At 71.0% G+C, this 22,423-nt stretch carries 19 protein-coding genes and 2 pseudogenes; 11 read left to right on the plus strand and 10 right to left on the minus strand.

Annotation, left to right across the window (positions count from 1 at the left end; genetic code table 11):
* Window positions 1-39 precede the first annotated feature (39 nt).
* Both MKK53_RS11475 and MKK53_RS11480 read right to left on the minus strand, forming a co-directional pair.
* Window positions 40-1,347 (minus strand): annotated as a pseudogene (locus MKK53_RS11475) (ComEC/Rec2 family competence protein); the annotation flags it as partial.
* A gap of 266 nt (window positions 1,348-1,613) precedes the next feature.
* Entirely contained in the window at window positions 1,614-1,976 is a 363-nt protein-coding gene (locus MKK53_RS11480) for a hypothetical protein (protein WP_243928829.1), read from the minus strand.
* Between the two features lie 139 nt (window positions 1,977-2,115).
* Here MKK53_RS11480 and MKK53_RS11485 point away from each other — a divergent pair, with 139 nt between their 5' ends.
* From MKK53_RS11485 to MKK53_RS11495, 3 genes are read left to right on the plus strand one after another with little or no spacing between them, the layout of a single operon-like run.
* Window positions 2,116-3,612, plus strand: coding sequence for a recombinase family protein (locus MKK53_RS11485; RefSeq protein WP_409564313.1), 1,497 nt, complete (start codon window positions 2,116-2,118; stop codon window positions 3,610-3,612).
* Complete coding sequence (locus MKK53_RS11490) at window positions 3,609-4,511, plus strand: plasmid partitioning protein RepB C-terminal domain-containing protein (protein WP_313901544.1); 903 nt, start codon at window positions 3,609-3,611, stop codon at window positions 4,509-4,511. The genes MKK53_RS11485 and MKK53_RS11490 overlap by 4 nt, the downstream gene beginning before the upstream one ends.
* On the plus strand, window positions 4,508-5,416 hold the full coding sequence (locus MKK53_RS11495; RefSeq protein WP_243928831.1) for a plasmid partitioning protein RepB C-terminal domain-containing protein: 909 nt from the start codon (window positions 4,508-4,510) through the stop codon (window positions 5,414-5,416). The genes MKK53_RS11490 and MKK53_RS11495 overlap by 4 nt, the downstream gene beginning before the upstream one ends.
* 6 nt (window positions 5,417-5,422) lie before the next feature.
* On the opposite strand, the pseudogene MKK53_RS11500 reads toward MKK53_RS11495, so the two are convergent.
* Window positions 5,423-6,292 (minus strand): annotated as a pseudogene (locus MKK53_RS11500) (ComEC/Rec2 family competence protein); the annotation flags it as partial.
* 266 nt (window positions 6,293-6,558) lie between these two features.
* On the opposite strand from MKK53_RS11500, the gene gltX reads away from it, so the two are divergent.
* The 4 genes from gltX (at window position 6,559) to MKK53_RS11520 (ending at window position 11,559) form a co-directional block, all read left to right on the plus strand.
* Window positions 6,559-7,986 carry a glutamate--tRNA ligase gene (gene gltX / locus MKK53_RS11505; protein ID WP_243928832.1) on the plus strand — a complete coding sequence of 476 codons (1,428 nt, stop codon included), beginning with the start codon at window positions 6,559-6,561 and terminating at the stop codon, window positions 7,984-7,986.
* 204 nt (window positions 7,987-8,190) lie between these two features.
* A complete protein-coding gene (gltA, locus tag MKK53_RS11510; protein WP_243928833.1) occupies window positions 8,191-9,480 on the plus strand; it encodes a citrate synthase in 1,290 nt (429 codons plus the stop codon).
* Between the two features lie 339 nt (window positions 9,481-9,819).
* The gene (gene ccrA, locus MKK53_RS11515) at window positions 9,820-11,109 is read left to right on the plus strand and encodes a crotonyl-CoA carboxylase/reductase (RefSeq protein ID WP_243928990.1); all 1,290 of its coding nucleotides are present in this window, start codon (window positions 9,820-9,822) and stop codon (window positions 11,107-11,109) included.
* A 150-nt stretch (window positions 11,110-11,259) separates the two neighbouring features.
* The gene (locus tag MKK53_RS11520) at window positions 11,260-11,559 is read left to right on the plus strand and encodes an alkylphosphonate utilization protein (RefSeq protein ID WP_243928834.1); all 300 of its coding nucleotides are present in this window, start codon (window positions 11,260-11,262) and stop codon (window positions 11,557-11,559) included.
* 261 nt (window positions 11,560-11,820) lie between these two features.
* Here MKK53_RS11520 and MKK53_RS11525 read toward each other — a convergent pair whose 3' ends face one another.
* On the minus strand, window positions 11,821-11,997 hold the full coding sequence (locus tag MKK53_RS11525; protein WP_243928835.1) for a hypothetical protein: 177 nt from the start codon (window positions 11,995-11,997) through the stop codon (window positions 11,821-11,823).
* Window positions 11,998-12,153: 156 nt separating this feature from the next.
* Between MKK53_RS11525 and MKK53_RS11530 the strand changes: the two genes are divergently transcribed.
* The gene (locus MKK53_RS11530) at window positions 12,154-13,443 is read left to right on the plus strand and encodes an ArgE/DapE family deacylase (protein ID WP_243928836.1); all 1,290 of its coding nucleotides are present in this window, start codon (window positions 12,154-12,156) and stop codon (window positions 13,441-13,443) included.
* A gap of 39 nt (window positions 13,444-13,482) precedes the next feature.
* Here MKK53_RS11530 and MKK53_RS11535 read toward each other — a convergent pair whose 3' ends face one another.
* Both MKK53_RS11535 and MKK53_RS11540 read right to left on the minus strand, forming a co-directional pair.
* Window positions 13,483-14,544, minus strand: a complete 1,062-nt coding sequence (locus MKK53_RS11535; protein ID WP_243928837.1) for an SDR family oxidoreductase — start codon at window positions 14,542-14,544, stop codon at window positions 13,483-13,485.
* Window positions 14,545-14,648: 104 nt separating this feature from the next.
* A complete protein-coding gene (locus MKK53_RS11540; RefSeq protein ID WP_243928838.1) occupies window positions 14,649-15,983 on the minus strand; it encodes an aspartate aminotransferase family protein in 1,335 nt (444 codons plus the stop codon).
* Window positions 15,984-16,160: 177 nt separating this feature from the next.
* Between MKK53_RS11540 and MKK53_RS11545 the strand changes: the two genes are divergently transcribed.
* Complete coding sequence (locus MKK53_RS11545; protein WP_243928839.1) at window positions 16,161-16,721, plus strand: cupin domain-containing protein; 561 nt, start codon at window positions 16,161-16,163, stop codon at window positions 16,719-16,721.
* Between the two features lie 74 nt (window positions 16,722-16,795).
* Here the strand turns inward: MKK53_RS11545 and MKK53_RS11550 are convergent, their stop codons facing one another.
* The 3 genes from MKK53_RS11550 to MKK53_RS11560 all read right to left on the minus strand — a co-directional run bounded on the left by MKK53_RS11550 (window position 16,796) and on the right by MKK53_RS11560 (window position 19,608).
* A complete protein-coding gene (locus tag MKK53_RS11550; protein WP_243928840.1) occupies window positions 16,796-17,662 on the minus strand; it encodes an amidohydrolase family protein in 867 nt (288 codons plus the stop codon).
* A gap of 2 nt (window positions 17,663-17,664) precedes the next feature.
* Entirely contained in the window at window positions 17,665-18,972 is a 1,308-nt protein-coding gene (locus MKK53_RS11555; RefSeq protein ID WP_243928841.1) for an MFS transporter, read from the minus strand.
* Window positions 18,973-19,107: 135 nt separating this feature from the next.
* Window positions 19,108-19,608: a hypothetical protein gene (locus tag MKK53_RS11560; protein WP_243928842.1), complete on the minus strand. Its 501-nt coding sequence runs from the start codon at window positions 19,606-19,608 to the stop codon at window positions 19,108-19,110.
* 205 nt (window positions 19,609-19,813) lie between these two features.
* On the opposite strand from MKK53_RS11560, the gene MKK53_RS11565 reads away from it, so the two are divergent.
* Window positions 19,814-20,572: a phosphodiester glycosidase family protein gene (locus MKK53_RS11565; protein ID WP_243928991.1), complete on the plus strand. Its 759-nt coding sequence runs from the start codon at window positions 19,814-19,816 to the stop codon at window positions 20,570-20,572.
* An 86-nt stretch (window positions 20,573-20,658) separates the two neighbouring features.
* On the opposite strand, the gene MKK53_RS11570 is transcribed toward MKK53_RS11565, so the two are convergent.
* Window positions 20,659-21,777, minus strand: a complete 1,119-nt coding sequence (locus MKK53_RS11570) for an NADH:flavin oxidoreductase/NADH oxidase (protein ID WP_243928843.1) — start codon at window positions 21,775-21,777, stop codon at window positions 20,659-20,661.
* Between the two features lie 200 nt (window positions 21,778-21,977).
* Between MKK53_RS11570 and MKK53_RS11575 the strand changes: the two genes are divergently transcribed.
* Window positions 21,978-22,421, plus strand: a complete 444-nt coding sequence (locus MKK53_RS11575) for a hypothetical protein (protein ID WP_243928844.1) — start codon at window positions 21,978-21,980, stop codon at window positions 22,419-22,421.
* Window positions 22,422-22,423 lie beyond the last annotated feature (2 nt).

Genomic DNA, 22,423 nt, shown 5'->3' on the forward strand with positions numbered 1-22,423 from the left:
CCCCCGCGAAGGGCGCCGTCCTCCGGGATCCCGGGCCCTTCACGGGTCCGGGGCCGGCATCGGGGGGCGCCAGGGGGGCGTGCGGCCGTCCGGGTGGGCGTAGGTCGCCGTGACTCCGGCGGGGTGCAGCCTCAGGGAGGCGGCGCCGCGGGACGAGAGGTTCCGCCGGTCGACGATCACCGGGGCCGCGCAATCCGGGGGGGCCGCGAGGGCGCTGATCAGCACCGCGGCGCGGGCGCAATCCTCGGGGAAGGCCCGGCGATCCTGGACCAGGGCCACGGCCCGGCCGTCCGGCATAATGGCGGTGCAACCGAGGCGGTCGCAGCGCCCCTGCGGCGGGGCGGCCAGGAGGTCGCTGGCGCGGCGTCCGTCGCCGTCGGCCTTCAGCCATTGCTCCAGCACGAAGCCCGAGGGCTTGCCGAGCACGGCGAGCCGCCCGTCCGCCCCGCGCAGGGCGGCTCCGGTGCCCTGGCGATCCACGTAGAGGTCCTGCCGCGGCGGGAAGGCCGCCAGGGCGAGCCCGGCCAGGGCGGGGACGAGGGCGAGGCGGCGCAGGCCCGTGGCGGGCAGGGTCGCCAGGAGCAGCGCCACCGCGAGCAGCAGCAGGGCCCCCGTCCCGAAGGCGGGGACCACGACCACCGCCCGGCCGAACCCGGCGATCCATTCCGAGATGGCGAGCATGCCCGCCACCGCCTGCCCCATGACCCACCAGACCGGGCGGTCGAGGGCGAAGGGATAGGCCAGGGTGCCGAGGACGGCGCAGGGCATCACCACCAAGGACACCAGGGGCAGCGTCAGGGCGTTCCCGAGGACGCCGAAGGGCTGCACCGTCTGGAAGTGGTAGGTGGCGAAGGGCGCCGTGGCGACCTGGGCCACGAGGGTGGTGGCGAGCGTGCCGACGATCCCCCGGGCGACGAGGCCGGCGGCCCGGGCGAGGCGCCCCGCCCCGGGGCTCGCGAACAGCCGCCCGTCGATGAGCCGGGCGCAGGCGACGAGCCCCGCCACCGCCCCGAAGGACATCTGGAAGCTCGGGCCGAGGAGGGCCTCCGGCTCCCGCCCGAGGCAGATCAGCGTGGCGAGGGCGAGGTTGCGCATGGACAGGGCGGGCCGGTCCACGAGGATCGCCCCGAGCATGATGAGCGTCATCACGAGGCTGCGCTCGGCGGCGATGTCCCAGCCGGAGAAGGCGCAATAGGCGCTCGCCCCGGCCATGGCGGCCGCGGCGGCGATCTTCTTGACCGGCCAGAACACCGCGCAGTGCGGCACCAGCGCGAGCGCCGCCCGGACGATCCAGAACACCACGCCCGCCGCCAGCACCATGTGCAGACCGGAGATCGAGACGACGTGGTTGCGAGTTGGCCGGCATAAAAAGTCGAGAACGGCCTGGTGTTCTAGCTCGGCATCTTCGCATCCAGCGGAATGCTTCAGGCCCGTTTGCCCAAGCAACGTGAGCGTCGCACGAACGCTGCGTTCACGCTGGGAGCTAGTGAACCTGCCGCTTGGACCGGGCAGCCCAACTTCAACACGACGGGCGTGGCGGGAAGTTGGAACTGTACGCTACGCTTGTCGGATGTTCGTCCTACCTACGTTGGTCCGGCCAGCGCGAGCGACGGTCAGCTATTCGACTTATCGTCCGGTGTCATTGAGTCCAAGACCGCGAGGGCTTCGCGAAGCCGCTCACGGGCTTCCTCCACCCGGGCGAACGCAATCCGGTCCCTTCGCCCGACGGAGGCGAGAAATGCTTCGAGCATTTCGGGGCAATGTTGGACAAGGCTGCGGAAATGGTGGCCCCGCGGGGCGCAGGTTCCGGAGAACCAGTTCTTCACGGTCCGCTCGCCGGCCCCGGTCCATCGTGCGACTTGCTTGACCGATGCCGGGCGTTCGCCCGGCGCACCTCTAAGCACCGTAGACACCATCGCGGCAAACGAGACCTCGTCTTCGCCCCGAAGGAACTTGCCCGTCTTCGGAAAGGACATTCCACGCTCCTGTGCCTAGCTACGCCAAGACGCGGATTTTGGCCGGTGTCCCGGCTGCAAGGTTGCTAGGGAGCGGGGCGTGGGTCTGGGTAGGACAAGGGGCAACTCAGGAGACGAGGCCGCCCCGGCGGTCGCCTACGTGCGCATGTCGACCGATCTCCAGCGGTACTCGACCGAGAACCAGCTGGAACGCATCCGCCGCTTCGCTGAGGCTCGGGGCTTCGAGATCGTCAGAACCTACGAGGATGCCGGGCGCAGCGGCCTAACCATGGATGGACGCGAGGCGCTGCAGCGGCTGATGGCTGACGTCACGTCTGGCGCCCCCGATTTTCAGGCCATCCTCGTCTACGACGTGAGCCGATGGGGACGCTTCCAGGACGCAGACGAGGGAGCCTACCACGAACATGTATGCCGCCGCGCCGGCATTACCGTGCACTACTGCGCCGAGCAGTTCGACAACGACGGCAGCATCGGCTCCACCCTGCTCAAAGCGGTAAAGCGCGTGATGGCGGGGGAGTACAGCCGTGAGCTGTCAGTCAAGGTCTTCGCCGGCCAGTGCAGACTGGTCCAGCGCGGCTATCGGCAGGGCGGGATGGCTGGCTACGGCCTACGGCGGCTCCTCGTCGACGAGCATGGGGGCGTCAAGGCCGAACTCGCTCAAGGTGAGCGGAAGAGCCTTCAGACCGACCGCGTCGTCCTCGTCCCCGGCCCGGACCAGGAGGTGGCGACTGTACGGCGCATGTACTGCTTGTTCACGTCCGGCGTAGGCGAGCGCGAGATTGCCGATGGGCTCAACCGCGACGGGATCGCAACGGATCTCGGTCGTGCTTGGACGAGGGGCACAGTCCACCAGGTACTTACGAACGCAAAATACGTCGGCGATAACGTCTTCAACCGCGTGTCCTGCAAGCTGAGGCAGCGCCGGACTGCGAACGACCCCTCGCTGTGGGTTGTAGCCAAGGGCGCCTTCACGCCCCTGGTAGAAACCCATGTCTTCGAGCGCGCCAGGGCCATCGTCGAGGAACGATGCCGCCGGTTCGATGATGGGGAACTGCTGGCCCTGCTGACGGAACTGCTGCGCGCCACGGGGGCCCTTTCGAGCCTCGTCATCGACGAGCGCGACGACATGCCATCGAGCAGCGTCTATAGGCGCCGCTTCGGGAGCTTGCTGCGGGCCTACCGGCTCGTTGGCTACGGACCGGACCGCGACTACCGCTATCTAGAGGTCAACCGTCGCCTGCGCTCCCTTCACCCCGAAGTGGTTGCGATGATCGTGGCGGGGCTGGAAGGCGCAGGGGGCGAGGTCCTCCGCGATCCAGCGACGGATCTGCTTACGTGCAACGGCGAGTTCACCGCCTCGGTTGTGATCGCTCGGTATCAAGAGACCGCGGCCGGCTCGGCGCGATGGCGGATACGCCTTGATGCTGGCATCGCCCCCGACGTCACCGTCGCCGTGCGCATGGGGCCGGAGAACGCCGCGCCACTCGACTACTACGTCCTGCCGCGCATCGACATGATGGAGCCGCGCCTCCGCCTTGCGGAGTGGAACGGGCTCTTGCTCGACGGCTACCGATTCGACGACCTCGGATTCTTCTTCTCGCTGGCCGCCAGGGCCACGCTTACGGAGGCGGCATGATGGAGGAAGTGGTCAGCAGGCGGGTCGCCATGATCCCGATCGACAGGATCACAGTGCTTAATCCTCGTGCCCGCGAGAAGCGCAAATTTAGGGAAATCGTCGAGAACATCGGCGCAGTGGGCTTGAAGCGCCCGATAACCGTCACTCGCATTCCGTCGGGTGACGGATCCGCAGCCTATGGTGTCGTGTGCGGCGAGGGGCGCCTCAAGGCTTGCGTCGCCCTCGGGCAGACAGAGGTCGCTGCCGTGATTGTAGAGGCCAGCGAGCAGGACTGTCTGGTTATGAGCTTGGTTGAGAACTGCGCCCGGCGGCAGCACCGCCCCGCGGACCTCCTCCACGACGTCGGAACCATGCGGAAGCGCGGCTACTCTGACGCTCAGATCGCGGCCAAGATCGGATGCACGCAGCAGTGGGTCAACATGGTCGGTGGCCTGATCGAGCGGGGCGAGGAACGCCTCCTTGCCGCGGTCGAGAACGGCGTCCTACCGCTGAGTGTCGCCGCGGAAATCGCGCGGACCGACGAAGAGGGTATGCAAGGCCTTCTCACGCAGGCCTACGCTGAGGGTAAGCTATCTGGTGGCAAGCTCGTCAAGGTGCGCCGCCTCCTTGATGCCCGTAGCAGACGGGGGCGCAAGGCTGACGACAACCCCTATGGCAAGAAGCAGCAGCCTCGGCGTCCAACCTCGACTGCCGCACTGCTACGCGTCTTCCAGCAAGAGGCTGACCGTCAGCGGGTCTTTGTAAAAAAGGCCGAGGTTACGCAGTCCCGGCTGATGTTCGTGGTCGAGGCCCTGCGTCGGCTCAAGGAGGACGGAAACTTTGTAACCCTGCTCTGCACCGAACGCCTCGACAGCATGCCGGCCGACCTCGACGCCCGCGTCTCCCGGAGGCTGGCATGAGCGCGGTCGAGAAACGTAACTTTATACTTGGGTTCGAGCCCGAGTTGCTCGTCGTGCCAATCGCCGCGCTGATGCCAGTCAAGACGCTGCGGCCAACGTTGAAGGCGAGCCACAAGTACGCTCAGATAGCCCAATCCATCCGGGAGATCGGCCTAGTGGAGCCGCCAGTCGTCGCCCGCGATCCCGCAACCCCGGGCCGTTACCTCCTCCTCGATGGCCACCTTCGGGTGGAGATCCTCAAGGACGAGGGCCGGACCGACGTCGAGTGCCTTGTGTCTACGGACGACGAGGCTCTGACCTACAACCGTAGCGTCAACCGGATCTCACCGGTGATGCAGCGAGCCATGATCCTGCGGGCCTTGGAGCGGGGCGTGCCAGAGGCGAAGATCGCCGCCGCCATGTCCCTGGAGGCGGCCAGCGTGAAGCGGCGCGTGAAGATGCTCGACGGCATCTGCGCCGAGGCCGTTTCGCAGCTCAACGATAGGCACTGTCCACTCTCAGTGTTCGACATCCTTCGGAAGATGAAGCCACTGCGCCAGATGGCCGCCGCCGAGTTGATGGTCCAGCACAACAATTTTAGCGTGGCCTACGCGTCCGCCATACTGGCTGGCACCCCGCTAGCGGATCTCGTTGTCGGTTCGAAGCCGACACCCAAGAATGTAACCCCGGCCGCGATGGCGCGGCTGGAGCGGGAGCTGGACAACCTACAATCAGCCGTAGGCGAAGTGCAGGAGTCGTTCAGTCGAGACAACCTGCACCTGACGGTCGCCAAAGGATACCTGAAGAAGCTACTCGCTAATCGTTCGATGTATCGATTTCTGACAGACAACTATCCGGAACTGCTGGAGCAGTTCCAGACGATTGCGGACGTAACGTCGACCCTACCTGCAGATACAGCGGCTTAAGGCCCTTGAAGACGTTACCACGTGGTAGATGCCGGCCGCGCGCAGGGCGTCGTTGGCCGCGGGGCCGATGAGCCCGCGCTTGCCCGTGACGAGGGCCGCGGCGACGGCGCCGGGCTGGCCGCCGGAGCCGTCGGCGATCCGCCGGGTCAGGCTGTTGCGGGCGTCGTCCAGGGCGGCGGCGAGGCGCAGCCCCAGGGGCGGATCGGCGGCGGGCCGCACCGCGATCGCGCCCACCAGCGAGCCCACCGCGCCGATGCCCTGGAAGTAGGCGTCCCGGGCGAAGTCGTAGCCGCCGGGCCGGGCCGCCTCGGGCGGGGGCAGCAGCCGCGCCGTGGCGCTCAGGGCGTCCCCCGGCCGGAGCGGGGGCGCCTTGCGGACGGTCACCCGCACCCGGTGCGGGCGCGTCTCCGGGGGGAGCGTCCCGAGGGTCTCGACCCGCAGGATCAGCCGCGCGCCCTCCTCGCGCTCCTCCAGGGCCTCGATCACGCCGGCCAGGGGCGCGACGAGCGTCCGCGTCAGCACGGGCGCGGCGACGCGCTGGACCCGCCACGCGGCGGCGGCGAAGCCGAAGCAGCCGAAGGCGAGGCCGAGGCTCAGGGCGAGCAGGCCCGGCCGCGCCCCGAGCCGCCCGGCGAGGGCGAGGCAGGCCGCCCCCGCGATCAGCGGCGCGGGCAGAAAGGGGGACCCGTCGGCGGCGGCGAAGAAGACGAGGATGCCGGCCCCGAAGGCGACGGCGAGCCAGGGGAAGAGCCGCCGCTGCCCGGCCTCCCGGGCGAGGGCGTCGAGGAAGCGGCCGCGCAGGGCGAGGAGCGCCCGGTCGGACACGCGGACGAGGGAGGCCGAGCCCCCGATCGTCCCCGCGCCGATCCCCCGCATCCCCGCCACCCGCGTGCCCGCCCACGATGCCGCAGGCGCCGCCGGATTCCTAACCCGCCGCAGCGCCCGGGGGACAGCCTTCGGACCGGAATGAAGCGATCTCACCCCCAGGGCACTTGACCCGGCGGGCGGAGCAATGCCCTGTCGGCCCGAGCGATCCGCACCGAGGCGACGACGCGAGCGGGGATCGATCCCCCGCCGCCGCGCTTTCCACCGCAATCCGGGCCCCGGCCGCCGCCGACCCCTCCGCCAGTCCGAAAATACAGATGTCGTCAGCCGTCGTCACGCGCTTCGCCCCCTCCCCCACCGGCTTCCTGCATATCGGCGGGGCGCGCACCGCCTTGTTCAACTGGCTCTACGCCCGCCACCATGGCGGGCGGATGCTGCTGCGCATCGAGGACACGGACCGCGAGCGCTCGACCAAGGCGGCGATCGACGCGATCCTGGAGGGCATGGCCTGGCTCGGCCTCGACTGGGACGGCGACGTGGTGTTCCAGTTCGCCCGGGCCGAGCGCCACCGGGAGGTGGTGGAGGGCCTGGTGGCGGCCGGCCGCGCCTATCGCTGCTACGCCACGCCGGACGAGCTGACCCAGATGCGCGAGCAGGCCCGCGCCGAGGGCCGCCCGCTGCGCTACGACGGGCGCTGGCGCGACCGCGACCCGTCCGAGGCCCCCGAGGGCGTGCGGCCGGTGATCCGCCTGAAGGCGCCGACCGAGGGCGAGACGGTGGTGGACGACGCGGTGCAGGGCCGCGTCACCTGGGCGAACCGCGATCTCGACGACCTCGTCCTGCTCCGCTCGGACGGGACGCCGACCTACATGCTCGCCGTGGTGGTGGACGACCACGACATGGGCGTCACGCAGATCATCCGCGGCGACGACCACCTCACCAACGCCGCCCGGCAGAGCCAGATCTTCGCGGCGCTCGGCTGGGAGGCGCCGCGCATGGCGCACATCCCGCTGATCCACGGGGCGGATGGGGCCAAGCTCTCGAAGCGCCACGGGGCGCTCGGCGTCGAGGCCTACCGCGACCTCGGCTACCTGCCCTCGGCCCTGCGCAACTACCTCGTCCGGCTCGGCTGGAGCCACGGCGACCAGGAGGTGTTCTCCACGCAGGAGATGGTGGCGGCCTTCGACCTCGGCGCGGTGGGGCGCTCCCCCGCCCGGTTCGATTTCGCCAAGCTCGCCAACCTCAACGGCCTCTACATCCGCCAGAGCGCGGATGCCGACCTCGTGGCCGCCATCGAGGCGATCCTGCCCCATGTCGGCGGGGAGCGCGGCATCCCCTCGCCCCTGCCCGGCGACCTCCGGGACGCCCTGACCCTGGCGATGCCGGGGCTGAAGGAGCGGGCGAAGACGCTGATCGAACTCCTCGACAGCGCCTACTACCTCACCGCCGCCCGGCCGCTGGTGCCGGACGAGAAGGCCCGCGCCCTCCTCTCCGACGAGGGCCGCGCCCGGATCGCCGCCGTGCTGCCGGCCCTCGAGGCCCTGCCCGACTGGAGCGCGGCGGCCACCGAGGGCGCCGTGCGCCAGCACGCCGAGGCCACCGGCTGCAAGCTCGGGCAGGTGGCCCAGCCCCTGCGGGCGGCCCTCACCGGGCGCACGACCTCCCCGCCCCTGTTCGACGTGATGGCCGTGCTGGGCCGCGCCGAGAGCCTCGCCCGGCTGGGCGATCAGGTGCCGCAGGGCTGAGGCGGCCGGAACACCCTCCGGCGGCCCGTTTTTCGCATTGCGGGGGGCGGGCTTTGTCACCCGCCCCGTTGCCGCTGCAGTGCCGTTCGGCTAACCGAGGGTTCTGTGAGCAACTGCAAAAACTGCGGTGCGCTCATCGGTCCGGGGTCGCCTCGGGGGAGCGGGTCCGGCCTCGTCACGTCCCACTAGAAGGGTCCACGTCCCATGAGCGCCACCAGCACCATCACCGTGGACGGAAAGCAGATCGACCTGCCGGTGAAATCCGGCACGATCGGGCCGGACGTCGTCGATATCGGCAAGCTCTACGCGCAGACGGGCGCCTTCACCTTCGATCCCGGCTTCACCTCGACCGCCTCGTGCGAATCGAAGATCACCTACATCGACGGTGACGAGGGCGTGCTGCTCTACCGCGGCTACCCGATCGAGCAGCTCGCCGAGCAGGGCGACTTCCTCGAGACCTGCTACCTGATGCTGTTCGGCGCCCTGCCGACCGAGGCCCAGAAGGCCGACTTCGATTACCGCGTCACGCGCCACACGATGGTGCACGACCAGATGAACCGGTTCTTCACCGGCTTCCGCCGCGACGCACACCCGATGGCGGTGATGGTCGCCTCCGTCGGCGCCCTCTCGGCCTTCTACCACGACTCGACGGACATCACCGACGAGAACCAGCGGATGATCGCCTCCATCCGCATGATCGCCAAGATGCCGACGCTCGCGGCCATGGCCTACAAGTACTCGATCGGCCAGCCCTTCGTCTATCCGAAGAACGATCTCGACTACACCTCGAACTTCCTGCGGATGTGTTACGCGGTGCCGTGCGAGGAGTATGAGGTCAACCCGGTCTTCGCCAAGGCGCTGGACAAGATCTTCATCCTGCACGCGGACCACGAGCAGAACGCCTCGACCTCGACGGTGCGGCTGGCGGGCTCCTCGGGCGCCAACCCCTTCGCCTGCATCGCGGCCGGCGTCGCCTGCCTCTGGGGCCCGGCCCATGGCGGCGCCAACGAGGCGGCGCTGAAGATGCTGATGGAGATCGGCACCCCCGAGAGCGTCGGCAAGTACGTCGCCAAGGCCAAGGATAAGAACGATCCGTTCCGCCTGATGGGCTTCGGCCACCGGGTCTACAAGAACTACGACCCCCGTGCCCGCCTGATGCAGAAGGTGACGCACGAGGTCCTCAAGGAGCTCGGCCACCAGAACGACCCGCTGCTGGAAGTGGCGGTGCAGCTGGAGCAGATCGCCCTCAAGGACGAGTACTTCATCGAGAAGAAGCTCTACCCGAACATCGACTTCTATTCGGGCATCACCCTGAAGGCGATGGGCTTCCCGACCGACATGTTCACGGTGCTGTTCGCCGTCGCCCGCACCGTGGGCTGGATCGCCCAGTGGGCCGAGATGATCGAGGACCCGATGCAGAAGATCGGCCGTCCGCGCCAGCTCTATGTCGGCCCGGCCAAGCGGGACTACGTGCCCCTCGACGCCCGCAGCTGAGGCGTCGCACCCCGGATGACGGAAGGCGGCCCCCGGGCCGCCTTTCTTCGTTCGGGGCCCCTCCTTCGTCCATCACGGCCTCCGCGGCCGACGGAAAGGGCCTTTCCCCCGCCGTTGGCGCGACGGACTGCCTCCGGAAGGCGGCCGAATAATCTTGATCCACCGGAAAAATGGATTTTGAAGATGCGTCCCGTCCCCTTCGGACGGGCCGTTCTTTGGGCGGGCGCGGCGCTTTCTCAGACTTTCGGCCCACTTGGACGCCTCCGGCATCGCCGCTATAGCCAGACACTGAAGAACCGCGGCGCTGCAATAAGACCGCGTGTGAGCGAGGAGATCGAGATGGCGGCGAGCGCTGCGGTCCAGCCGGCGGGCAGCGAGGTCAAGGACCTCTACGAGATGGGTGAGATCCCCCCGCTCGGTCACGTGCCGGCCAAGATGTATGCCTGGGCGATCCGGCGCGAGCGCCACGGGCCGCCGGAGCAGTCGCACCTGCTCGAAGTGCTGCCGGTCTGGGAGATCGGCGACGACGAGGTGCTGGTCTACGTCATGGCCGCCGGCGTGAACTACAACGGCGTCTGGGCCGGCCTCGGCGAGCCGATCTCGCCCTTCGACGTGCACAAGGGCGAGTACCACATCGCCGGCTCCGACGCGTCGGGCATCGTCTGGAAGGTCGGCGCCAAGGTGAAGCGCTGGAAGGTCGGGGACGAGGTCATCGTCCACTGCAACCAGGACGACGGCGACGACGAGGAGTGCAACGGCGGCGACCCGATGTTCTCCCCCACCCAGCGGATCTGGGGCTACGAGACCGGGGACGGCTCCTTCGCGCAGTACTGCCGGGTGCAGTCGCGCCAGCTGATGCACCGGCCCAAGCACCTCACCTGGGAGGAGGCGGCCTGCTACACCCTCACCCTCGCCACGGCCTACCGGATGCTGTTCGGCCACGCCCCGCACACCGTGCGGCCGGGCCAGAACGTGCTGATCTGGGGCGCCTCCGGCGGCCTCGGGGTGTTCGGCGTGCAGCTCTGCGCGGCGTCCGGTGCCAACGCCATCGCGGTGATCTCGGACGAGTCGAAGCGCGACTACGTGATGAGCCTCGGCGCCAAGGGCGTCATCAACCGCAAGGACTTCGACTGCTGGGGCCAGCTGCCGAAGGTGAACTCGCCGGAGTTCCACGCCTGGACCAAGGAAGCCCGCAAGTTCGGCAAGGCGATCTGGGACATCACCGGCAAGGGCAACGACGTCGATATCGTGTTCGAGCACCCCGGCGAGGCGACCTTCCCGGTCTCGGCCCTCGTGGTGAAGCGCGGCGGCATGGTGGTGTTCTGCGCCGGCACCACCGGCTTCAACATCACCTTCGACGCCCGCTACGTGTGGATGCGCCAGAAGCGCATCCAGGGCTCGCATTTCGCCCACCTCAAGCAGGCGTCGTCGGCCAACCAGTTCGTCCTCGACCGGCGGATCGACCCGTGCATGAGCGAGGTGTTCCCCTGGGACAAGATCCCCCAGGCGCACACCAAGATGTGGAAGAACCAGCACCCGCCGGGCAACATGGCCTGCCTCGTCAACTCCCCCCGCGCCGGTCTGCGCACGGTGGAGGACGTGATCGAGGCCGGTCCGCTCAAGCGGTAAGCCGCGCCCTGGGGCAGCGCCGCCCGGTGCGGTGCTGCCCTGCGCCCCTTCGCCTTGCCCCCTGCGCGGCCGGGCGCGACAACGGCCACGCTCGGACAGCCGGCCCCGCCGATTCGGCGTGAGAGGCCGGCGCCGGGCGGGGGCAACGACGTGACTGGCGACGACGAAACCTACGTGTATGACGAAGCGACCGGGGAGTGGCTGCCCCCCGGCGCGGCGGGGGCCGCCCCCGCCCGGGCCGAGGTGCGCGACGCGGCGGGCAACATCCTCGCCGACGGCGATTCGGTGACGCTGATCAAGGACCTGAAGGTCAAGGGCACGAGCCAGACCCTGAAGCAGGGCACGGTGATCCGCACGATCCGCCTCACGGACGACCCCGAGGAGATCGACTGCCGCCACGACACCATCAAGGGCCTCGTGCTGCGCACCGAGTTCGTGCGCAAGCGGTAGGCGGGCGCGGAGGGATGCGGCCTCAGGCCGTGTCACCGGCGGGGGTGATTGCCGGCATCACTCCCACCTTCGCCCGAAAGTCCGATCGGAAGTCCGCGCGCCCTTCCGTCTTCGCGAGCGAAGCGAAGCAATCCAGGGGAGCGGGACGCTTCAGGACTCAGCGCGTCCCTGGATGGCTTCGCCGCGTTCGCAGAGACGGGGTTCGGATCCAGGCGGGCGTTTCCAAGCCTGCCCGACCTGTCCGGCCGCCCCTGGTGGCGTCTACCGCCGCCGGGTCTCTTCCTGCGGCAGGTGGCGGGCGTAGGATTCTTCCTTCTCCGCGCGCTCGCGAATCATGTCCGCGTAGGCCTGCCGCATCTCGGGCGAGACGGTGACGCTCTTGCCCTTGCTCGGCTTGCGCTTGGGTGCCTTCTTGAAGGTGTCGCCCGTCTCGGCCATGCCCGCCCCCCGATCGCCCACCGGCGAGGATCGCAGCCAATGCAGGGATCGTGCGATTCCGCAAGGGGCGAGCGCCGCGATGACCGGGCCTGCGCCCGGCGGCGTTGACAGGGCCGGCCGGCCGGGCTCCCCTCGGGGCGACAACCGGGAGTGCCCATGCCCCTCGACCCGACGCTCGCCGCCGAGATCGCCGCCGCCGTCGCGGAGGGCTTCGACGGTCAGGTCGCCCACACCCAGGCGCTGGTGCGCTTCGCCTCCCTGCGGGGCGAGGAGCAGGCCTGCCAGGATTACGTGTTCGATGCGTTCCGCGCCCGGGGCTACGCCGCCGAGCGGTTCGCCATGGACCGGGCGGCGCTGGCCGGCCATCCCGGCGCCGGGCGGATCGACGCCCGCCACTCGGACGCGCCGGTCGTCGTGGGCCATCACCGGCCGCAGGGGCAGGCGGGCCGCTCGCTGATCCTCCAGGCCCATGTGGACGTGGTGCCCCCAGGCCCCCTCGACCTCTGGACCCACCCGCCCTTCGACCCCGTCATCGAGGGGGACTGGCTGTATGGCCGCGGGGCGGGCGACATGAAGGCCGGGCACGCCGCCAACCTCTTCGCCCTCGACGCCCTGGGGCGGCTCGGCCTCCAGCCGGCCTCGGCGGTGACGATCCAGTCCGTGGTGGAGGAGGAATCCACCGGCAACGGCGCCCTGGCGGCGCATCTGCGCGGCTACCGGGCCGACGCGGTGCTGATCCCCGAGCCTGAGGACGAGGGCTTGGTGCGGGCCAATACCGGCGTGATCTGGTTCACCGTCGAGGTGCGCGGCAAGCCGGTCCACGTCCGCGAGATGGGGGCGGGCGCCAACGCCATCGACGCCACGTGGCGGGTGGTGGGCGCCCTGCGCGAGGTCGAGGCCCGCTGGAACGACGAGCGGGCCCGCCACCGGCATTTCGAGGACGAGGCGCACCCGATCAACCTCAACATCGGCCGGATCGCCGGGGGCGACTGGGCGTCCTCGGTGCCGGCCTGGTGCAGGGTGGAGTGCCGCATCGCCCTCTATCCGGGCCGGGACGCCGCGGAGGCCGCCGCCGAGATCGAGGGCGCCGTCGCGGCTTTCGCGGCGGGTGACCCGTTCCTCGCGCAGAGCCCGCCCCTCGTGACCTTCAACGGCTTCATGGCCGGGGGCTACGTGCTGGAGGAGGGTTCGGAGGCCGAGGCGGTGCTGTCCCGGGCGCACGGGCGGGCGACCGGCACCGCCCTGCGCAGCTTCATGTCCCCGTGCTACCTCGATACCCGCGTCCACGCCCTCTACGAGGGCGTTCCGGCCCTGTGCTACGGCCCGCGGGCCGAGAACATCCACGGCTTCGACGAGCGCGTCAGCCTCGCCTCGATGCGGCGGTCCACCACGGCGATGGCCCTGTTCGTGGCGGAATGGTGCGGGGTGGAGAGGCGGCCGGGCTGAGGCCCGCCGGCCCCCGCCCGCCCGGATGCCCTCCGCCCATCAGGGGATCAACCGGTCGGCCCGAAGCCGGGCGAACAGGTCTTCGAACGCATCGTCCGTGGGCTGGTAGGCGGTGAAGCCGAGCCGGCGGCTGCGGCTCATGTCGGTGACCACCTCGATGGGGCGCCCGAGGTCGGCATCCGTGTGCCAGGCCGAGGCGAGCTTGGTGAGGTCGGGCTCGGCGAGGTCGTGGCGGGCGGCGATCTCCCGCCAGCGGGGCCCGTCCTCGGCCATGCGCGGCGCGAGGGGTCGGTGGGTGCCGTCGAAGGGCACCGCCTCGATCCCGAACCACTGCGCGATCCGCCCCCACATCCAGCTCCAGCGGAAGACGTCGCCGTTCACGACGTTGAAGGCGAGGTCGGCGGCCTTCGGCTCGGTGGAGGCCCAGAGCAGGTGCCGGGCGAGCAGCCCCGCATCGGTCATGTCGGTGAGGCCGTTCCACTGGGCCGCCGAGCCGGGGAACAGGAAGGGCTGGCCGGTCTCCCGGCAGAGGGTGGCGTAGCAGGCCAGGGTCGTGCCCATGTTCATGGCGTTGCCCACCGCCTTGCCGATGATCGTGTGCGGGCGGTGCACGCTCCACGTGAACCCGTCCCGCGCCGCCGCGGCGAAGAGGGCGTCCTCCTGGGCGTAGTAGAAGTTCTCCACCGGCAGGCGGCCCTGCTCCTCACGGAACGGCGTCTGCGGAAGGGTGCCCTTCCCGTAGGCCTCGAACGGCCCGAGATAGTGCTTCAGCCCGGTCACTAGGGCGGCGTGGCGCAGGCTGCCCTGCGGACGCAGGACGTCGAGCACGCCCGCGATCATCGCACCGTTGACGCGGATCATCTCCGCCTCGGTATCCCGGCGCTGCCACGTGGCAAGGACGAGATGGGTCGGCGCGAGGCCCGCGAGGGCCTTCTCCAGGGAGGCGCGGTCCTGAAGGTCGGCGGCGACGGGCTCGACACCCTCCTGGGCGGTGGGGTTCCGGGCGAGGCCGGCGACGCGCCAGCCCTCGGCCGCGAAACGTGCCGCCGCGGCGCTGCCGACGATGCCGCTCGCGCCGACGATGAGGACGGTGTTGGTCATCGGGTACCCTGTGCTGCCTGCCGGGACCGGCCGATGGGGGCCGGTCCCGTCCGCCGACAACGCCCGGGCGGGGCGATGTGTCCGCCGGGGGGCGGGAGGCGGCCTCAGGCCGCCCGGTCGATCGCCGCGCCCAGCACCGCGACGATCTCGCCGATCTGCTCGCGCGAGACGATCAGGGGCGGCGACAGGGCGACGATGTCGCCGGTGACGCGCACGAGGAGGCCCCGCTGGAAGCAATCCACGAACACCTCGTAGGCCCGCTTGCCCGGCGCCTCCGGCCGGGCCGCGAGCTCGATCCCCGCCACGAGGCCGATGGAGCGGATGTCGATCACGTTCCGGCGCCCGCGCAGGTCGTGGACCGCGCTGGCCCAGTCGTCGGCGAGGTCGGCGGCGCGGGTCAGGAGGCCCTCGTCCCGGTAGATGTCGAGGGTGGCGAGGCCGGCGGCGCAGGCCACCGGGTGGCCGGAATAGGTGTAGCCGTGGAACAGCTCGATCCCGTCCGGGCCGGTCATCAGCGCGTCGTGGACCGTGCGGCTGGCGAACACCACGCCCATCGGCACCGTCCCGTTGGTGAGGCCCTTGGCGGCGGTCACGAGGTCGGGGGTCACGCCGAAATAGTCGGCGGCGAAGGGCGCCCCGAGGCGGCCGAAGCCGGAGATGACTTCATCGAAGATCAGCAGGATGCCGTGCTTCGTGCAGATCTCGCGCAGGCGCTCCAGGTAGCCCTTCGGCGGGATCAGGACGCCCGTGGAGCCGGCCACCGGCTCGACGATGCAGGCGGCGATGGTCTCGGCCCCGTGCAGGGCGACGAGGCGCTCCAGGTCCTCGGCGAGGTCGGCCCCGTGCTCCGGCTGGCCCTTCACGAAGGCGTTGCGGGCGGGATCGTGGGTGTGGCGCAGGTGGTCCCCGCCCGGCAGCTGCGGGAAGGCCCGGCGGTTCGAGACGATGCCGCCCACCGTGATCCCGCCGAAGCCGACCCCGTGGTAGCCGCGCTCCCGGCCGATCAGCCGGGTCCGCGTCCCCTGCCCGATCGCCCGCTGGTAGGCGAGCGCGATCTTCAGGGCGGTGTCGACCGATTCGGAGCCGGAATTGGTGAAGAACACCCGGTCGAGGCCCCCGGCCGGGCCGCCCGGGGCGATCTCGGCGAGGCGCTCGGCGAATTCGAAGGCGATGGGATGGCCCATCTGGAAGGTCGGCGCGAAATCGAGGGTGGAGAGCTGGCGCTCCACCGCCGCGGCGATCCCCCGCCGCCCGTGCCCGGCATTCACGCACCACAGGCCGGCGGTGCCGTCGAGGACGGTGCGGCCGTCATCGGCCGTGTAGTGCATCCCCTCCGCCGCCACGAGGAGGCGCGGGGCCGCCTTGAACTGCCGGTTGGACGTGAACGGCATCCAGAAGGCGTCGAGGGAGGGGGTGTTGCGCAGGGGATGGTCGGTCATGGGGTGCGCTCCGGCCGGGGACGAGGCAAAGGGGGGGACGAGCAACGGGGACGGCGAAGGGGATACCTTCCGGGCCGGCGCAACAAGTCCTTTTCTGCAGCGCGATAACCCCTTGTCACCCCTGCGCCGTCGGCGGCACTGTTGCGGGATCGGCAACACCAGCAACGGACCCGTCCCATGAGCGTCGATGTCGGCGAGCGGCTGCGGTTCGTGCGGGTGCGGCACGGCCTGTCGCAGCGGACGCTCGCCAAGCGGGCGGGGGTGACCAACTCGGCGATCTCGCTGATCGAGGCGAACCGGGTGAACCCCTCGGTGGGCGCCCTCAAGCGCATCCTCGACGGCATCCCCCTCGGCATGGCCGAGTTCTTCGCCATCGAGCCGGAACCCGAGCGCAAGGCGTTCTTCGCCGCCGACGAGCTGACCGAGATCGGCCGCCGCTCGGCCAAGGGCGGCATCTCCTTCCGGCAGGTCGGCGAGAACCTGTTCGGCCGCAAGCTGCAGATCCTGAAGGAGCGCTACGAGCCCGGGGCCGACACCGGCCGGGTGCCCCTCAGCCATGACGGCGAGGAGGGCGGCATCGTCCTGAGCGGCCGGCTCGAGGTCACGGTGGGCGAGGAGCGCCGGATCCTCGGGCCCGGCGACGCCTACAGCTTCGACAGCCGCCGCCCCCACCGGTTCCGCTGCGTCGGCCCCCACCCCTGCGAGGTGGTGAGCGCCTGCACGCCGCCGAGTTTCTGAGGGCTCGCCGCCGCCGTCGTCGCCATCGTCGCCGCACGCGGCCTGACGGCGGTGGCCGGCAGGGGCGGCCCGCCTCAGAACCCGTAGAGCCGCGCCGGATTGTCCACGAACAGCATCCGCCGCCGCGCCTCGTCGGGCACCCACTCCGCCATGAGGTCGAGGAGCGTCGAGAGCTTCGGCGGGCCGTCCCAGGCGGCGACGTGGGGCCAGTCGGAGCCCCAGAGGCAGCGCTCCGGCGCAGCCTCGTTGAGGGCGCGGGCGAACGGGATCGTGTCCGCGTAGGGCGGCCCCGCGACGGAGACGCGGAAGGCCCCGGACAGCTTCACGTAAGACCCGTCCCGCACCAGCCCGAGGAGGGCCTGGAAGCCCGGATGGTCCACCCCCGCCGAGGCCGGCATGTGGCCCATATGGTCGAACACCAACGGCACCGGCAGGCGCGCCAGAACCGGCGTGATCGCCGGCAGGTCCCGGGCGTCGAAGAGGAACTGGAGGTGCCAGCCCATCTCCCGGGCGAGCGCCCCGTAGCGCTCCAGCTGGTCGAGCCCGACGCCGCCCCCGAACAGCACGTTGAGGCGCAGGCCCACGACGCCGGCCTCCTTCAGGGCCGCGAGCTCCCCCTCGGGCAGGCCGAGGGGGATGACGGCGATGCCGCGCAGGCGGGCCCGGTTCGCCCGCAGGGTCTCCACCATCAGGCGGTTGTCGGTGCCGTGGACGCTGACCTGCACGAGGACGCCGTGGGCCATGCCGGTGGCGTCGAGCATCCCGAGGTAGCGCTCGGCCGGCGCGGCGGGCGGGGTGTAGCTCCGCTCCGCCACGAGGGGGTAGGCGGGGGGCAGGCCGATCACGTGGGCGTGGGTGTCGATTGCCCCCGGCGGCACCGCGAAGCGGGTCGGCCCGGCGGGGTGCGGGTCGGGGGCGGGGCAGTCCCGGATCTCGGCCATGCTCAGGTGTCCGCGTGCAGGAGCCGGCCCCGGGTCTCCGGCAGGGCGAAGGCCGCGAGGAAGAAGATGCCGTAGGCCAGGACGGCGAACAGGGCGATGGCGGAGGCGAGGCCGACCCGCTCCGACAGGAAGCCCACCAGGGCCGGGAACAGGGCGCCGACGCCCCGGCCGAAATTGTAGCAGAAGCCCTGCCCCGAGCCGCGCAGGCGGGTGGGGTAGAGCTCGGTGAGGAAGGCGCCCATCCCCGAGAAGTAGCCGGAGGCGAAGAAGCCGAGGGGGAAGCCCAGCACCCACAGCATCCCGTTCGACAGGGGCAGCTGCGTGTAGGCGATGACGACGGCGATGGCGCCGAGGGAGAAGATCAGGAACAGCGGCCGCCGGCCGAGCCGGTCGGCGACCCACGCGCCGACGAGGTAGCCGGTGAACGAGCCGACGATCAGCGCCGCGAGGTAGCCGGTGGAGGAGACGATCGACAGGTGGCGCTCGGTGGTGAGGAAGCGCGGCACCCAGGTGGTGATGGCGTAGTAGCCCCCCTGGCAACCCGCCGCCGCGAGGGAGGCGAGGATGGTGGTGCCGAGGATCGGGCCGGAGAAGATCTCCCAGATCTTCGGCCGGTCGCCCGTGGCCGCGGCGGCGGCGCGGGTGCGGGCGGCGACCTCGGGCTCCTTCACGTGGCGGCGCAGGTAGAACACGAGCAGGGCCGGCAGGGCGCCGACGGCGAACATCCAGCGCCACGCCTCCTCGGGGGGCAGGGCCGAGAACAGCACCGCCTGCGACAGCACCGCGAGCCCCCAGCCGATCGCCCAGCCGGACTGCACCGAGCCCACCGCCCGGCCCCGGAACTCGGCGCGGATGGTCTCGCCGATGAGCACGGCGCCGGCCGCCCACTCGCCGCCGAAGCCGAGGCCGAGCAGCGCCCGGGCGACGAGGAGCTGTTCGAAGTTCTGCACGAAGGCGCAGACCAGCGAGAAGAACGAGAACCACAGGATCGTGATCTGAAGGGTCAGCACCCGGCCGATCCTGTCGGCCACGAAGCCGGCGATCCAGCCGCCCAGGGCCGAGAACAGGAGCGTCACCGTGGCGGCGAGGCCGGCGGTGCCGGGATCGACCTTCCACAGGCTGATGATCGTGCCGATCACCAGCGGGTAGATCATGAAGTCCATGCCATCGAGGCACCAGCCGGCGGCGCAGGCCCAGAAGGTGTGCCGCTCGGGGGGCGTCATGGACCGGTAGAAGGCGGTGAGACTCGCGTCGCGGATCTCGACCGTCCCGGCGCCGGGCGCCGCCCCCTGCCCACCGATCGTATCCATGATTCACTCCCCCGTTCGGGGGGGAGTATCGGCCCGCATCTTCGGGCTGTCCAACGGCGCGTGGCCTCCGCCCAAAGGAAAAGGGCCACCCTGGCGGGCGGCCCTTCTACCTTCCGAAATCCGGACGGCGTCGCGTCAGTAGCAGCGCTCGACCAGGACGCGGCGGTAGCCGTAGGGCGTCCACCGCACCCGCGGGACGGTGTAGCAGCCGCCGCCGTAGCCGTAGTCGCCACCGTAGTAGCCCACCGGGGCGTAGCCGCCGCCGTAGCCACCGTACCCGCCGTAGCCGTAGCCCGGATACCCGTAGCCATAGCCGCCGTAGAGGCCGCCCGCGGCGAGGCCGAGGCCGAACCCGGCGAGGCCGAAGCCCAGGCCGCGCCCGTAACCGCCCCGATAGCCGTAGCCGCGATACCCACCGTAGCCGCCGCGGAAGCCGCCGTAGCCACCCCGGAAGCCCGCACCGCGGAACCCGCCGCCGAAGCCGCCGCCACGGAACCCACCGCCGTGGAACCCGCCGCCGAAGCCGCCGCCGCCGTGGAACCCACCGCCGCCGAAGCCGCGGGCGTCGGCGCTCACCGGCGCGAGCGCCAGGGCGCCGGCCGCCAGTAGCGCAGAACCGAGCACTGCACCCTTCATCTCACGTCTCCAAGAAATCGATTGCCCCTTCGACCCTGAAACGTGCGGGGCCGTGAAACGGTTCTGTCGCGATGCGCGGCAGGCGGTCACGGTCCCGTGCTCGCCGCCCCCCGCCCCTCAAGCGTGGCCGTGCTCGAAATCCGCCGTTTTCCTGCGCCAGGGGGCCTCTCCGACACGGCAGAGGGACAGGCGTAGCTCTTCCATGATGCGTTCGATGGTGCTTCGTCCGGCCGGGGCCGCGCTGCTCGCCGGCCTCGCCCTCCTCCCGGCCGCGGCGCGTGCGGCGGCGTCCGATCCTGAGCCCTGCCGCCCGGTGGCGGCGCAGGGCGAGAGCTTCACCGTCTGCACCGTCGATCTGCGGCGGCGGCGGGTGAAGCTGTTCTGGCGCCGGGCCGACGGGCAGGCCTACGCGTCCCTGCCGGCGCTGGCCGAGGCGCAGGGGGCGGGCCTCGCCTTCGCGATGAACGGCGGCATGTACGACAAGGATCAGGCGCCGGTGGGCCTCTACGTCGAGGACGGGCGCGAGCTGCACCCGGTCTCGACGGCGGACGGGCCCGGCAACTTCCACCTGAAGCCGAACGGCGTCTTCTACGTGAAGGGCGAGCGGGCCGGGGTGCTCGACACGCCCCGCTACCTCAAGGCCCATCCCAGGCCCGATTTCGCCACCCAGTCGGGGCCGATGCTGGTGATCGACGGGCAGATCCACCCGAAGATCTCGGCCGACGGGCCATCGCAGAAGATCCGCAACGGCGTCGGCGTCCGCGACGGAGGGCATGTGGCGGTCTTCGCCATCTCCGAGCGGCCCGTGAGCTTCGGCGCCTTCGCCCGCCTGTTCCGGGACGACCTCGGCTGCCGCAACGCCCTGTTCCTCGACGGGTCGGTGTCGAGCCTCTACGCGCCGAATCTCGGCCGGTCGGATCTCGGGCGGTCGCTCGGGCCGCTGATCGGGGCGGTGGCGCGATAGGCGTCCCGTCCGTCCCGTCCCCTTCCTCCCCCCTCAGCGGGGCCACTCTCCCCCGCTGAGGGGGGAGGGTGGCGGCTCGCGGGGGTCTAGCGCTGCCCGAAGGCCGTATCCTTGAACAGGTCCTTCAGGTGGTGGGGCTGGGAGCGCCAGTACTGCTTGGGCGCCCGGGCCTGCGCGCCGAGTTCCGCCGCCGCGTGCCAGGGCCAGCGGGGGTCGTAGAGCATCGCCCGCGCCAGGGAGATCGCGTCCGCCCGGCCCTCGGCCAGGATGTCCTCCGCCTGCCGGGGCTCGGTGATGAGCCCCACGGCGATGGTGGCCAGGCCCGTCTCGGCCTTGATCCGCTCGGCGAAGGGCACCTGGTAGCCCGGCCCGAGCTTGATCGCCTGCTTGGGCGAGACGCCCCCGGTGGAGACGTGGATCGCGGGGGAGCCCGCCCTCTTCAGGGCCTGGGCCAGCTCCACCGTCTCGCCGATGTCCCAGCCGTCCTCGACCCAGTCCGTCGCCGAGACGCGCAGCCAGACCGGAGCGCCCGCGGGCACCACTTCGCGCACCGCGTCATAGACTTCCAGCGGGAAGCGCATGCGGTTGGCGAGGCTGCCGCCATACGCGTCGGTGCGCTTGTTGGCGACGGGCGAGAGGAACTGGTGCAGCAGGTAGCCGTGGGCGCCGTGCAGCTCCACGGCCTCGATCCCGAGGCGCACGGCGCGCTTGGCCGTGGCCACGAACTCCCCGCGCACCCGCTTCAGGTCGGCCGCGTCGAGGGCGTGCGGCGGCACCTCGCCCTCCCCATGGGCCACCGCCGAGGGTGCCTCCGTGCGCCAGCCGTAGGGGTGCTCCGGCGGGATCTGCTTGCCCCCGGACCAGGGGGCGTCGCTCGATGCCTTGCGCCCGGCATGGGCGATCTGGATGCAGACCGGGACCGGCGCGTACACCCGCACCGCGTCGAGCACCCGGGCCAGCGCCCGCTCGCAGCCGTCGTTGTAGAGGCCGAGGTCCCAGGCGGTGATGCGCGCCTCCGGGGAGACGGCGGTGGCTTCGAGCGTCAGCAGCCCCGCCCCCGACATGGCGAGCTGGCCCAGATGCATCATGTGCCAGTCGGTCGCCTCCCCGTCCCGGGCCGAGTACTGGCACATCGGCGCGATCAGGATGCGGTTCTCGAGGGTGAGGGAATCGAGCGTCAGGGTCTCGAACAGGCGTGCGGTCATCGGGGGCCTCCGGGCATGGTCGCAATCTGGCGCAGGCCGGCCCCGGGTGCCAGGGCCGGGGGGCGCCGCGGTGCGGCAGAGCAGCCATGCCCGGCCGCGCCGGGAACTCGCCCCCCTGCGACCGGTTTTGGACCCTGTCGCCGCGATGCGGTGACCTTCGCGAGCCGCCAGAGGGGGCGAGGTCGCACAAGGTCCGGATCATGAATCTCAAGATTGTCGCCGCCCCGTTCATCCTCGTCGCCGGCTGCGCGGCCTTCGCGGGTGCCTCCCAGGCCCAGCCCGCCGCCTTCGGCGGGCCCAAGATGCTAATTCACGGCAATTATTGCGGGCCGGGCAACAACGCCCCGCTTCCACCGGTCGATGCCCTCGACGCGGCTTGCGCCCGTCACGATGCCTGCACGCCCGAGGGCGGCCTGCCCTCCCGCGCCTGCAACCTGCGCCTGCTGCGGGAGGCGGAGGCCATCTCCCACGATCCCAGGGCGCCGGAGAAGGAGCGCTCCATGGCCGAGATGATCGCGATGGGCGCGTCGATGATGCCCACGAGCCCCCAGGGTGCGCCGACGGCCACCGGCTCGATCACCGCCGCGCCGGCGCGGGTCCCGGCCACCGTCCTGCGGGACGAGGGTGACGACGACGGGGAGTGAGG

Source organism: Methylobacterium sp. J-076 (genome assembly GCF_022829405.1).
GTDB lineage: Bacteria > Pseudomonadota > Alphaproteobacteria > Rhizobiales > Beijerinckiaceae > Methylobacterium.